Genomic DNA, 12,196 nt, shown 5'->3' with positions numbered 1-12,196 from the left:
GCGTCCGTCCCGATCTTCTGCGGAGTCAGTCTGCCCGGCGTGATCGTCCGGCGCTCTAGGCCTGAACACCCAGTTCGGGGTGTATCTGGATACACCCCCAGGAGGCCGTTCAGACGGCTGTCCGGGCCCGGTCGCGGATTCGTAGCGTGATGTTCCGTCAGCCGGTCCCGGGTCCCCCGGAGCCGGACCCCGAACCGTGGAGGGCCCGTGAACGCGCCGATCATCAGGATCCGCGGCGTCAGCAAGACGTACGAGCGATCCGACGCAGCCCGTCCCGCCCTGGCCGGGCTCGACCTCGAGGTGCGGGCCGGCGAGGCGGTGGCCGTGCTCGGCCGCTCGGGCAGCGGCAAGTCCACCCTGCTGAACCTGGTCGCCGGCCTCGACCGTCCGAGCGAGGGCGGCGTCGAGGTGGACGGCGTGGCCGTCCACGAACTCGGCGAGGCCGCGCTCGCCGAGTACCGGCGGACCAGGATCGGCATGGTGTTCCAGTTCTTCAACCTGCTGGACGACCTGAACGTCGAGGACAACGTGCTGCTCCCGGCCCAACTCGCCGGGATGCGGCGGGAGGCGGCCCGGGCCCGGGCGGGGGAGCTGCTGGAGCGGCTCGGGGTGGCCCGGCACGCCAAGGCCTTCCCCGGCCGGCTCTCCGGCGGCGAGCGCCAGCGCGTCGCGGTGGCCCGGGCGCTGATGAACCGTCCGCCGCTGCTGCTGGCCGACGAGCCGACCGGGGCGCTGGACACCGCCTCCGCCGCCGACGTCCGCGAGCTGCTCCGCGGGCTCAACGCCGAGGGCCAGACGATCCTGCTGGTCACCCATGACACCGCGCTCGCCGAGGCCTGCGCCGACCGGACGATCGAGCTGCTCGACGGCCGCCTGGTCCGGGACACGGCCGCCGCGTCGCTCCCCGGCGACCGGAGCGGGGTGGGCGCATGAGTGTGATGGGCAAGGTGGTCCGGGCGGGGGTGGGCCGCAAGCGGGTGCAGACCCTGGTCATGGTGCTCACCACGATGATGTCCGTGACGGCGTGCATCCTCGCCCTCGGGCTGGTGGTCGCCGCCCAGGGCCCGTACGAGCGCGCCTTCACCGACCAGCACGGCGCCCACCTCAACGTGCTGTACGACCCGACGAAGGCGAGCCCCGCTCAACTCGCCCCGGCCGCGCACGTGTCCGGGGTGACGGCCTCGGCCGGCCCCTACCCAGCGGTCACCCTCCAGCCGCGGGCCGGCCAGGACAGCAGGATCCCGCCGGCGGGCAGCCTGCTGCCGCCGATGACGCTGGTCGGCCGGGCCCAGGACGGCCCGATGGACGACCTGCGGGTCACCAGGGGCCGCTGGATCGCGGGCCCCGGCGAGGTGGTGTTCCTGAACGGGCGCTCCCCGCTGTCGGTGGGCGACACCGCGCAGTTCCCCGACCTGCCCGGGCGCCCGACGCTCAAGGTCGTCGGCCTGGCCGACTCGGTCTCCTGGAGCGCGGACGGCTGGGTCGCCCCCGACCAGGTGGCGGGGCTGACGGCGCCCGGTACGACGCCCGCCGCCCAGTACCTCTACCGCTTCGCCCACGCGGGCAGTGACGCCGAGGTGGACGCCGACCACGCGGCGATCGCCGCCGCGGTGCCGAGCGGTGCGCTCACCAAGGCGACCACCTACCGGCCCGCCCGGGAGGAGGCCAACCGGACGGCATCGACCTTCGTCCCGTTCGTCACGGCCTTCGGAGTGCTCGGCCTGGCCATGTCGGTGCTGATCATCGGCGTGGTGGTCAGCGGCGCCGTGAGTGCCGCCACCCGGCGGATCGGCATCCTCAAGGCCCTGGGCTTCACCCCGGCCCAGGTGGCGCGCGCCTACGTCGGCCAGGCGCTGATCCCCGCCGGGGTCGGCACCGCGCTCGGTGTGCTCGGGGGAAACCTGCTGTCCGTACCGGTGCTGGGAGTGGCCCGCAAGGCCCTGCGCGGCGGTCTGCTCGGCATCCCGGTCTGGGTGGACGTGGTGGTCGCGGGCGCGGCCCTGGCCGCAGTGGTCGGCACCGCGCTGGTGCCGGCGCTGAGGGCCGGACGGCTGCGCACGGTCGAGGCGCTCGCGGTCGGCCGGACGGCGCCCGGCGCCAAGCGGGCGGCAGCCGGGGGGACGACGGGTCGGGCCGGTCCGGCGGGCCTGTTGTCCGCGGCGCAGGACCTGATCGGCCGGCTTCCGGTGCCGCGGGCGCTCAGCCTCGGGCTGGCGTCCCCGCTGAACCGGCCGGGCCGCTCGGCGACCACCGCCGCCGCGGTGGTGCTCGGCACGGCCGGGGTCACCCTCTGCGTCGGGCTGACGCTCTCCCTGGGGTCGATCCAGGACGGCCTGGCGGCGGACGGCGCGGGCAAGGTCCTGGTCCAGGTCCCGGTCGACGGCTCCGCCCCGGTCGACCACGTGGACGAGGCGGCCGTGGTGAAGGCGATCGAATCCCGTCCCGGGACCAGGGCCTGGTACAGCAGCGTGCCCGCCGTGGCCACTGTGGCCGGGACCACCGATCGCTACGAACTGGTCGCCTTCACCGGAGACGCCTCCTGGAGCGGCTTCCAACTGGTCACGGGCCACTGGTTCCACGGCCCCGGCGAGACGGTGGTCAGCGCCGCCTTCCTGCGGGCCAACCAGAAGAAGGTCGGTGACACCGTCACCCTCACCGACCACGGGCGCACCACCCCGGCGAAGATCACCGGGGAGGTCATGACCACCCAGGACGTGGTGTTCGTGGACCGCGCCTCGCTGGAGCCACTCGGCGGCGCGATCCACGCCGAAGCGGTCTCCTTCCACATCGACCTCACCTCGGGCACCGACGCGCCGTCCTACGCCGACGGACTGGACACAGTGGTGAAGCCGATGGGGCTGAGCGCCGACCCCAGTGAGGGCCGCCTCAACATCGTGGTGCTGGCGATGAACACCCTGGCGGGCACGCTCACCCTGCTGCTCTCGGTGGTCGCGGGGCTCGGGGTGCTCAACACCGTGCTGCTGGACACCCGGGAACGGGTGCACGACCTGGGGGTGTTCAAGGCCCTCGGGATGTCGCCCCGGCAGACCGTCGGCATGGTGCTCACCTCCGTCTGCGGCAGCGGACTGGTGGCCGGGCTGATCGGGGTCCCGATCGGGATCGGGGTGCACCACCTGGTGATGCCGGCGATGGCCCGCGCCGCCGGCATCGGGGTGCCGGACGCGGACCTCACGGTGTTCGCCCCGTCGGTGGTGGGGCCGCTGATATGCGGCGGGGTGGCGTTGGCCCTGCTCGGCGCCCTTCTGCCCGCGACCTGGGCCGCCCGCACCCGGACGGTCACGGCCCTGCGGACGGAGTGACGCCGGGGCGCCCCCGGGGAGCGGTTTCCGGCGGGGTGGCCGGCCCGGGCCGGGGTGGCCGGCCAGGGTCGGGGTGGCCACCGGGCGGGGGACTGCCGTGCGGACTGCCCGGTGGGGGCGGCTCCGCCGAGCCGTCCCCACCCCACCGGGCGGGGTCGGGCTGTCGGCCCGAGCCCGGTGCCTCGACTCAGGAGAGCCGAGCCGCCGCGTACGCCTCCATGGCGGCGCGCTGGTAGGCGGCCAGCCCGGGAGCGATGGCCTCGTACGCGGCACTCCACTGCTCGTTCTCCGTGCACGAGCGGGCGAGGGCGAGGTACTCGTCCAGCGGAACACCGGTCCGCAGACCGATGAGCACTCGGTAGTCCTCAGCGACCATCTGCTGCGTGCGCTCGCCCTCGGCCGGGTGGCCGGAGGCCATCAGTTCCGCCAGGCGGACCATCCGCGCGGTCCGCTCGCGCTGGCCGGCTTCGATCTCCGCCGGGGTCATCTCGGCGGTCGCGAGCCGGGTGGCCTCGATGTGCTCGGGGAAGTCCCGCAGGCTGCTCTCGATGTCGGCGGGCTGGATGCCGTCGAACAGGTTCTCGGGCCGGTTGATGCTGGTCATGGGTGTGCCGTCCTTCCGGGAGCGTTCCAGGTCGGCGATCGTGCGCGAGACGGTGGCGGCCAGGGTGTCGAGCCGGTCGCGCTCGGCGACCAGTCGGCGGTGGTGGCCCCGCAGGGCCTCCAGCTCGTCGACCTGGGCGCCGACGATCCGGGAGATCTCGGTCAGCCCCACGCCCAGTGCCCGCAGAACGAGGATCTGCTGCAGCTGCAGCAACTGCCGCTCCTCGTAGTAGCGGTGGCCGTTGGAGCCGATCCAGGCCGGGGGCAGCAGCCCGATCTCGGCGTAGTGCCGCAGGGTGCGGGCCGTCACGCCCGACATCCGGGCGACCTCCGCGATCGGCCAGGCCATCACCGTCTCCTCTCCTGCGGGGCTGTCGCCCCGTTCCGTCACCGTGCACGTTCGCTCGGACCGGGGCCGGTTCCTCCGGCCCCGGTCACGACCGTAGGAGCTGCCGCTGCGGCAACTTCAAGTCCGACCGCCACAGCCCGATCGCCGCCCGCACTGCCTCCGCCGCCCGCACTGCCCGCGCCGCCTCCGCCGCCCGCGCCGCCGACAACCCACCCCGCGCCGCCTACACCGTCCGCACCGCCGACGCGGGAGCTGCCACCGATCGGAGTGCTGCCACCAGCGCCCCGAGCACCGGCTGTCCCCAGGCGCCCTCCCGTACGGCGGCGTGCAGGGTCCGTACCGGCTCCGGGCCGCGCACCCGGCAGACCGTGACGCCCGGGTGGCGTTGCGTCAGGCCCAGTTCCGGAAGCAGTGACACTCCCAGCCCCGCCGCGACGAAGCCCTGCGCGGTGACGTAGTCCGCGCCGTCCACCGCGAGTGCCGGACGGAACCCGGCCGCGTCGCAGGCGTCCTCCACCAGGCTCCGACAGGGGCCGGGCGGCTCGGCGCCGACCCAGGGCTCGTCCGCCAGCTCGGACAGGTCCAGCACGCGCCGCCCGGCCAGCCGGTGGCCCCGGGGCAGCACAGCGCGGTACGGATCGTCCTGCAAGTGCACCAACCGCAGCCCGGTCGGGGCGTCCTCGGCCCGGAACACCACCGCGAGGTCGGCCCGGCCGTCCCGTACCTCGATGAGCGGGTCGACGGGGTCGGTCAGGCCCAGGTCGAGCCGCACGCCCGGGTACTCGCGGCGGAAGACGGCCAACGCGGGTGCCACCAGGGCGGAGCCGGCCGTGGTGAAGTATCGGACGGTCAGGCAGCCGGTGCGTCCGGCCCGCAGGTCGGCCAGTGCCGCGCCCGCCTCGGCGACCTGCCGGTCGATGGCTGCCGCGTGCCCGGCGAGCAGCAGTCCGGCGGCGGTCGGTCGCACGCCGCGCCCGATCCGTTCCAGCAGGGCCGTCCCGGTCTCCCGCTCCAGCGTCGCCACCTGCTGGCTGACGGCGGACGGGGTGTAGCCGAGCGCGCCGGCGGCCGCGCTCACCGAGCCGTGGTCGACCACGGCGCGCAGCACCTGCATCCGGCGGACGTCGAGTGAGGCAATCATGCAGCGCAGCTTAAAGGTGGTTCAGAACTTTTCGCTTGTGCTAAGTGATCACCGCGCGCGACCGTCATCGGGCACCCCGAAACCCGACCGACCCACACCCGACCGACACCACCACCGACAAGGAGCTGGACCGTGCTGCGGATGGCTGTCCTCGCCCTGCTCTGGGGCTCAGGCTTCCTCTGGATCAGGATCGCGCTGCAACACGGGCTCACCCCGGTGCAGATCACCGTGCTGCGCGCCGCCCTCGGCGCCGCCGTCCTGCTGTTGCTCGCCCGCTCCGCCGGGCAACGTCTGCCACGCGGCGGCGCGCTCTGGCGGCGGCTCGCCGTGGCCGCGTTCTTCTGCAACGCCCTGCCGTTCCTGCTGACCGCCTACGGCGAACGCAGCGTCGGCTCCGGCCTGGCCGGGGTGCTGCACGCCACCACCCCGCTCTGGTCGCTGCTGATCGGCTTCGCCCTCGGGACCGAGCGCGCCCGGGGCCCACTGCGCCTCGTCGGTCTGCTGCTCGGCTTCGCCGGAGTGCTGCTGATCCTCGCCCCGTGGCGCAATGGCGGCGGAATCGGTGACGGGATCGGCGGCGGCTCCGGCGGGGGCATCAGCATCCCCGGGGCGCTCACCCTGCTCGGCGCGGCGGCGAGTTACGCCATCGCCTTCGCCTACATGGCCCGGGCATTCGCCGGGACGGACACCGCCCCGCTCGCCCTCTCCGCCGCCCAGCTCTCCGCCGCCGCCGGGCTGAGCGTGATCGCCCTGCCCACGGTCGGCCCGCTGAACCCGCTCGCTGGCGCCGATCCGCTCGGCCTGGCCGCCGTCACCGTCCTCGGCATCGCCTGCACCGGGCTGACCTTCCACCTCAACTACCGCCTGATCGCCACCGAGGGCCCGACCGGTGCCGCCACCGTCGGCTACCTGCTGCCGGTCGTGTCCACCGCGCTCGGCGCCCTGTTCCTCGGTGAGCAGCTGACCGTACGGGCGGTGGCCGGGATGGCCGTCGTCCTGGCCGGGGTGTTCCTCGTGAAGCACCGGCCGAAGCCCGCCCCCGCCCCGGCCTCCGCCTCCGCCCCGGCCTCCGCCCCCGTACCAACGGGCCCCGCCCCCGCCCCCGTCCTCCCGGACCTCGCACGTGACTGAACGGACCATGCGCCCCGACTCCCTCTGGCGGATCCCCGACTTCCGCACCCTCTTCACCGCCACCGCTCTCACCCAACTCGGCACCAACGTCGGCTACGTCGCCGTCCCCCTGGTCGCCGTCGAGGCCCTCGACGCGGGCCCCGGACAGGCCGGTCTGCTCGCCACCCTGAGCACCCTCGCGTTCCTGCTGATCGGGCTGCCCGCCGGCGCCTGGGTCGACCGGATGCACCACCGTCGCGTCCTGATCGTGGCCGACCTGGTGAAGGCCGCGCTCTACGCCTCCGTCCCGCTGGCCTGGTGGCTCGGCGGGCTCACCCTCGGGCAGCTGTACGCGGTCGCGCTGCTCACCGGCGGTGCCACGGTCTTCTTCGACGTCGGCTCGCAGAGTGTGCTACCCGGGCTGGTCGGCCGGGAGCATCTGGTGGACGCGAACTCCGCCGTGGTCGGGCTGATGGCGGTCGGCAACGTCGCCGGACGCGGTGCGGGCGGGATGCTGGTCCAGCTGCTCACCGCGCCACTGGCGATCGCGGTGACCGCGCTCAGCCACCTCGGCTCCGCCCTGCGGCTCACCGCGCTGCGCCGCACCCCCGCCGATGACGTTCCCACCGCCGCCCACCTCCCCACCGCCGCCCACCCCGACACCGCCACCCGCCCCGTTATCCCCGTCCCCGGCCTCGGCGCGCAGATCGCGGAGGGCCTGAGGCACGTCCTCGGCAACCCGGAGCTGCGGGCCCTGGCCGCCACCGCCTCCCTCAACAACCTCGGCTCGCAACTGGTCAACACCCTGCTCCCGGTGCTGTTCGTCCGTGAACTGAACCTCCCGGCCTGGGCGTTGGGCCTGTTCTGGGCGGTCGGCGGGGTCGGCATCCTGCTCGGTTCGCGCTGCGCCCGCCCGGTCTCCGCCCGGTTCGGTGACGGTCGCACCCTCGCCCTGGCGGGTCTGTGCCTGGCGCCCGCCGGACTGCTGGTGCCGATGATCGTCGGCGGGCCGGGGCTGTTCCTGGCCGGGGCGGGCTGGCTGCTGGTCTCGCTCAAGACCGGCATGGACAACGTGCTCGGGGTGAGCCTGCGTCAGCGGATGACCTCGGACCACCTGCTCGGCCGGATGAACGCCACCTTCCGTTTCCTGCTCTTCGGCGCGCTCGCGATCGGCTCCGCGCTCTCCGGGCTGCTCGGCGAACTCCTCGGCCTGCGCACCACGCTCTGGCTCGGCGGGGCCGTCCTCGCGACGGCCTTCCTGCCGGTCTACCTGTCCCCGCTGCGCACCCGCCGCCGACCGTCCGCAGCGCCGGTGACCACGGCCACCGACACCGCCACCAGTACGGCCCCCACCCGCACCGCCCACAGCGGCGCGGCCGCCACCCGCGCCGCCCTCACCCGCACCGCCCCCACCGGCACCGCCGCCGCCGTCGGCACAACCACCTGCGCGCCTACCAGCCCGGCCCGGTACCGTGCCTCGGCTGCCAGTCCAGTCCCGGGTCCGGACGCGGACGGACGGTGTGCACCAGGGCGATGACCGACCAGACCACCACGGTCAGCAACGCGTAGAACAGCAGCAGCGCCCAGAACGGCGTGGTGGACAGGCTCCGGTCCTCGAACCGGCACCAGGCGTCCGGCGGGAGCCAGGAGGCGCCCGTCTCCAGCAGCCGCCCGCCGCCCGATACCAGGCCGCGCTCGCAGCGCTCCCCGTAGTCCAACGACCGCACGTACAGCAGGGCGTACAGCGCGCCCGCCGAGGCGAGGGAGAGGCCGGCGCCGATGCCGAGGAGCACCACCCGTCTTCGCCCGGCCGCCGTACGGATGTTCGTCACCGGGGCAGCGTACCGGCGCGGCGGTACCGGCCGAGGGAGGAGCGTCCCCCGCCGTTCAGCCGAGAAGCCCGCCCAGGTGCCCGTCCTCCGCGAGCAGCCGCCAGGACCGCCCGGGCGAGGCGAAGGCCTCCGGGTCGACGCCCTCGACCAGCCGGTCCACCACGGTGCTCAGCAGCGACTGCGGGTCGAACACCGCCCAGGTGTCCCGGCCCCGGCCGTGCTCGTCGCTGTGCTCGCCGCCGCGCTCCCGGCCGTGCTCCCAGCGCTCCCACTCGGCGCGCAGCCGCTCGTACGTCCACAGGGCGTAGAGCAGGGCGGTCAGGTCGCGGTTGAGGTAGGCCTCGGGCTGCCCGTCGTCGTACCAGTCGGGCAGTTCGAGCCGCCCGGTGGCGCCGTCCAGGGCGATGGTGAGGTCGGACGGCCAGTCCCCGAGCGCGAGGTAGTCCCGCTGGTACGGGCGTTCCTCCTCGCCGTCGAAGTACTCGGGGTACGCCTCCGCCATGGTGACCAGCGGCTCCTCGCACACCCCGAACATCGCGCCGCCGAGCGGCAGGCCGACCTCGGTCAGCAGCCGGCGGGTCGGCTCGTGGGTGAGGGCAGCGGGCAGCGACTCCGGCCGGAACCGGTGCACCCGGCCCGCCCCGCCGTCCTCGTCGGTCAGCGCCGCGAGCTCGGCGACCAGTTCGGTGCCGACCCGGTACGCGGGGCCGCCCGGGCCGCCGGGCAGCGCGCCCCAGCCCAGTGCGCGGACCAGCAGGGCCGTACCCCAGTGCGCGGGCGTGGCGTCGCGCCCGAACAGCCCGGGGTCGATCTCCCGCATCCGCCGCTCGGCACCGGCCGTCACCTCGGCCACCACCGCGGGCCCGCGCCGTCCGTCCAGCGCCTCCGGGCGCCGGGCCGCTTCGCCCACGGCCTCCACCTCGCGTACCAGCGCGGCCAGCGCGGGCAGGTCGGAGGCCAGCCGGTCCCGCCGGGGGCCGCCGTTGCCGAGGAGCACCTCGCCGGTGGTCCCGTCCAGCAGCACCAGGTCGCCGACGGGGGCGAAGGGGGCGCAGTAGTCCGTCTCCCCGAGGATGAAGAGCCGCTCCGCGCCGGCGGTCGGGAAGGCCTTCAGCGAGCCGCCGCCGAGCACCCGGAAGTCCAGGAACGCCCCGGCCGCCGGCAGCCCCTCCCGCACCAGGAACTCCCGGCTCCCCTCGTGCACCACGCCACCCGGCACCCCGGCCACCCGCACACACTCCACGTGCCCCGCCCTTCCCCGTTCCGCCCCCTGTCCCACCCGACCCTAGCGGGCCGACCCGACAGCGCCACGGCGGTTTCCCCGGCCGCCGGCAGCCGACCCCCGGGCCCGCCCCCCGGAGCTGCGAGTCCGCACCCACCCCTTCGTGCCAGTGCCTACGGGTGCACCACCTCGTCCACGTTCCACCGCTCCGGCAGGTCCGCGTCGCAGAAGACGCAGACGTGGTGCCCCTCCCGGACGATGCCGCACCGCCCGCCCGTCCAGGCGGCGAACTCGCCCTCGGCGCGTACGGGTCGGCCGCCCGGATTCCCGGGGGCCTACGGCCGCAACTCCGACGGCTGCATCCCCGCTGGCCGCAACTCCGCCGACCGCGGCCCCGACGGGTACAACTCCGGTGGCCCCACATAGCGGTACGCCCGCCCGAAGCCCTCCTCGACCTCCGCCGCGACACCCTGCTCGGCCAGCCGCACCTGCCACCACGCCATTTCGACGGCCGTCCCGCTCAGCCCGAACTCCCGGATCTCGTCCAGCAGTTCGCGAACCTCGCGGAGCGTGACCCCGGCCCCGTCCCGCAGCACCCGCAGGGCCGCCACCGGATCGCCGAGCGGACCGGAGAGCGGACCGGAGAGCCGCAACCGGGCCGGACCGTGGGCGGCCAGCAGTGCCGCCCGAACGTCCGCCGGCATCGCCTCCGGCCCGGAGTGCTCGCACATGTACAGGTTGCAGGACGGGCAGTGCAGCTCGGCGTCCCACCACAACTCCCGCCCCTGGTGCAGGAACTGGCCGATGCTCCGGACGGCGGAGCCCCCGCACTGCGCGCACCGTACGGACGTCCTGACGCCCCGCCCCGTGTCCGCCTCCGCCTCTGTCCCCGCTCCCGCTCCCGATCCCATCCCCGGGCTCAAGCGAGTCCGCCGGCCCGTCGGGCCGCCTGCTCCACCCGGTCGTGGTGGGCCCGCCACCACGATGCGTCGCCGGGGGCCGTGTTGGCGCCGTCGGAGCGCTGGCCGGTGGTGCCGTCGATGAGTTCGCGGACCAGGTCGGCGTGGCCGGCGTGCCGGTGGGTCTCGGCGATCAGGTGGACGAGTACCCGGTGCAGGGTCTGCTGCGGGCGGTCGCCGAACGGGAGCCGGCCGACGGCGTCCAGCGGCAGCGCCTCGATGGTGGCGTCCGAGTGCGCCCAGACCCGGCGGTAGCGCCCGAGGATCTCCTCGGTGCTCTCCTCGGCCCGGGCCCACAGGTCGCCGTTCGGCTCGTCGGTGCCGACGATCCACAGTGGGGTCGGTTCGGGGAAGGGGCGCCCGAAGGTCTCGCCGAGGTACAGCGCCTCGGCCCCGGTGACGTGCTTGACCAGCCCCAGCAGGTTGGTGCCGGTGGGCGTGAGCGGTCGCCGGAGGTCGTACTCGGAGAGGCCGTCCAGCTTCCACAACAGGGCGTCGCGGGCGTCCTGGACGTAGATCCGCAGGTCGTTCTTGTCGTCGTTCGCCGTCATGGGATCAGTCTGGTGACGGCCGGGAACCTGTCCACCGGTTTGAGCCCGACCCGTGGGTCCGACCGGTTCAAGCCTGACGGGACGTCAGCCATCCTGTCCGGTCAGCCCCGCCGGATCACCGCCGTGCCCCGGGCGAGGTCCACCCCGGTGGGGTTGCGCGGTGCGCCGTTCTCGTCGTCGTCGCGCTGCATCAGCGAGGACTGCCGCTCCTTGAGCTCGTGCTGCTTGCCCGCCGAGAAGCTGGCGTGCAGCTGCTCGAAGCCGGTGGCGGAGATCTGGCCCTGTCGCGCCGGGGTCCGCCAGGGCAGCAGCCCGGCCCGTCCGGCGCGCAGCAGCAACTGGTCGACCAGGGCCAGCACGGTGAGCAGCACCACCAGCCCGGGCAGGGTGACGAAGACGAGGAGTCCCATGGGTCGAGTATCCGTGTCCCCGGCGGTTCGCAACAGGCCCGGACGCCGGGAACGCGCGCCGGGAACGTGCGGCGGGAACGCGCGGCGGGAACGCGCGGCGGGAACGCCGGTCAGCGCACGACGTCGAAGATCTGCTTCTGCAGGCCGTTGCCGTAGACCTGGTGCTCGACCAGCTCCAGCTTCTGGGCGTCCTTGTCCGTGGCGCTGAACAGGCGCTTGCCCGCGCCGAGCAGCAGCGGGTAGACGAGCAGGTGGTAGCGGTCGATCAGGCCGGCGTCCGAGAGGCTGTGGTTCAGGGCGGCGCTGCCGTGCAGGATGATCGGCCCGCCCTCGGTCTCCTTGAGGGCCGCGACCTGGTCGACCGAGCGCAGGATGGTGGTCTCGCCCCAGTTCGACACCAGGTCGTCCTCGGTGAGGGTGGTGGAGACGACGTACTTCGGCAGCGTCTTGTAGCGGGCGAACTCCGGCATGTCCGGCCAGGCCGGGCTGAACGCCTGGTAGCTGACCCGGCCCAGCAGCATCGCGGTGGCCTCCTCCTGCTCCTGTCCCTTGATCTCGTAGGCCTCGGGGACGAACTCGACGTCCTTGAAGGTCCATCCGGAGTTCCGGTAGCCGGGTTCGCCGCCGGGGGCCTCGACGACGCCGTCGAGCGAGACGAAGGCGGTGCTGATCAGGGTGCGCATGGGTGGTTCCTCGGTT

General features: G+C 74.3%; 12 protein-coding genes. 4 read left to right on the top strand and 8 right to left on the bottom strand.

Annotated features, from left to right (window positions below; translation table 11 throughout):
- Positions 1-207: 207 nt before the first annotated feature.
- Both ACFV8H_RS23420 and ACFV8H_RS23415 read left to right on the top strand, forming a co-directional pair.
- Complete coding sequence (locus ACFV8H_RS23420; protein ID WP_380403129.1) at positions 208-933, top strand: ABC transporter ATP-binding protein; 726 nt, start codon at positions 208-210, stop codon at positions 931-933.
- On the top strand, positions 930-3,320 hold the full coding sequence (locus ACFV8H_RS23415; RefSeq protein ID WP_380403127.1) for an FtsX-like permease family protein: 2,391 nt from the start codon (positions 930-932) through the stop codon (positions 3,318-3,320). Before ACFV8H_RS23420 ends, ACFV8H_RS23415 begins: the two co-directional genes overlap by 4 nt.
- A 187-nt stretch (positions 3,321-3,507) precedes the next feature.
- On the opposite strand, the gene ACFV8H_RS23410 is transcribed toward ACFV8H_RS23415, so the two are convergent.
- Both ACFV8H_RS23410 and ACFV8H_RS23405 read right to left on the bottom strand, forming a co-directional pair.
- Entirely contained in the window at positions 3,508-4,272 is a 765-nt protein-coding gene (locus ACFV8H_RS23410) for a MerR family transcriptional regulator (RefSeq protein ID WP_380403125.1), read from the bottom strand.
- A 223-nt stretch (positions 4,273-4,495) separates the two neighbouring features.
- Positions 4,496-5,386, bottom strand: a complete 891-nt coding sequence (locus ACFV8H_RS23405) for a LysR family transcriptional regulator (RefSeq protein ID WP_380403252.1) — start codon at positions 5,384-5,386, stop codon at positions 4,496-4,498.
- 168 nt (positions 5,387-5,554) lie between these two features.
- Between ACFV8H_RS23405 and ACFV8H_RS23400 the strand changes: the two genes are divergently transcribed.
- Together ACFV8H_RS23400 and ACFV8H_RS23395 are read left to right on the top strand one after the other, a co-directional pair.
- Entirely contained in the window at positions 5,555-6,544 is a 990-nt protein-coding gene (locus tag ACFV8H_RS23400; protein WP_380403249.1) for a DMT family transporter, read from the top strand.
- A complete protein-coding gene (locus ACFV8H_RS23395) occupies positions 6,537-8,060 on the top strand; it encodes an MFS transporter (RefSeq protein ID WP_380403122.1) in 1,524 nt (507 codons plus the stop codon). Before ACFV8H_RS23400 ends, ACFV8H_RS23395 begins: the two co-directional genes overlap by 8 nt.
- Here the strand turns inward: ACFV8H_RS23395 and ACFV8H_RS23390 are convergent.
- The 6 genes from ACFV8H_RS23390 to ACFV8H_RS23365 form a co-directional block, all read right to left on the bottom strand.
- Positions 7,975-8,355: a hypothetical protein gene (locus ACFV8H_RS23390; protein ID WP_380403119.1), complete on the bottom strand. Its 381-nt coding sequence runs from the start codon at positions 8,353-8,355 to the stop codon at positions 7,975-7,977. The two genes, ACFV8H_RS23395 and ACFV8H_RS23390, sit on opposite strands and share 86 nt — an antisense overlap.
- Positions 8,356-8,410: 55 nt before the next feature.
- Positions 8,411-9,583, bottom strand: coding sequence for an SUKH-4 family immunity protein (locus ACFV8H_RS23385; protein WP_380403116.1), 1,173 nt, complete (start codon positions 9,581-9,583; stop codon positions 8,411-8,413).
- Between the two features lie 329 nt (positions 9,584-9,912).
- Positions 9,913-10,353 (bottom strand): hypothetical protein, encoded by a 441-nt coding sequence (locus tag ACFV8H_RS23380; RefSeq protein ID WP_380403113.1) that lies wholly within the window; start codon positions 10,351-10,353, stop codon positions 9,913-9,915.
- Between the two features lie 143 nt (positions 10,354-10,496).
- Positions 10,497-11,087 carry a DinB family protein gene (locus ACFV8H_RS23375; RefSeq protein WP_380403110.1) on the bottom strand — a complete coding sequence of 197 codons (591 nt, stop codon included), beginning with the start codon at positions 11,085-11,087 and terminating at the stop codon, positions 10,497-10,499.
- Between the two features lie 101 nt (positions 11,088-11,188).
- A complete protein-coding gene (locus tag ACFV8H_RS23370; RefSeq protein ID WP_375891202.1) occupies positions 11,189-11,497 on the bottom strand; it encodes a DUF6191 domain-containing protein in 309 nt (102 codons plus the stop codon).
- A gap of 110 nt (positions 11,498-11,607) precedes the next feature.
- Positions 11,608-12,180 carry a dihydrofolate reductase family protein gene (locus ACFV8H_RS23365; RefSeq protein ID WP_380403108.1) on the bottom strand — a complete coding sequence of 191 codons (573 nt, stop codon included), beginning with the start codon at positions 12,178-12,180 and terminating at the stop codon, positions 11,608-11,610.
- Positions 12,181-12,196: the final 16 nt, after the last annotated feature.

The sequence above is a fragment of the Kitasatospora sp. NPDC059827 genome, from assembly GCF_042731675.1.
Taxonomy (GTDB): Bacteria; Actinomycetota; Actinomycetes; order Streptomycetales; family Streptomycetaceae; genus Kitasatospora.
The sequence above is the reverse complement of the archived record's forward strand: the minus strand, read 5'-3'. Positions and strand labels throughout refer to the sequence as shown.

Excerpts from the sequence above, each read along its gene's own strand:
- ACFV8H_RS23415 (WP_380403127.1), top strand. The coding sequence starts at position 930 with ATGAGTGTGATGGGCAAGGTGGTCCGGGCGGGGGTGGGCCGCAAGCGG.
- ACFV8H_RS23410 (WP_380403125.1), bottom strand. The coding sequence starts at position 4,272 with ATGGCCTGGCCGATCGCGGAGGTCGCCCGGATGTCGGGCGTGACGGCC.
- ACFV8H_RS23405 (WP_380403252.1), bottom strand. The coding sequence starts at position 5,386 with ATGCAGGTGCTGCGCGCCGTGGTCGACCACGGCTCGGTGAGCGCGGCC.
- ACFV8H_RS23400 (WP_380403249.1), top strand. The coding sequence starts at position 5,555 with ATGGCTGTCCTCGCCCTGCTCTGGGGCTCAGGCTTCCTCTGGATCAGG.
- ACFV8H_RS23375 (WP_380403110.1), bottom strand. The coding sequence starts at position 11,087 with ATGACGGCGAACGACGACAAGAACGACCTGCGGATCTACGTCCAGGAC.
- ACFV8H_RS23370 (WP_375891202.1), bottom strand. The coding sequence starts at position 11,497 with ATGGGACTCCTCGTCTTCGTCACCCTGCCCGGGCTGGTGGTGCTGCTC.
- ACFV8H_RS23365 (WP_380403108.1), bottom strand. The coding sequence starts at position 12,180 with ATGCGCACCCTGATCAGCACCGCCTTCGTCTCGCTCGACGGCGTCGTC.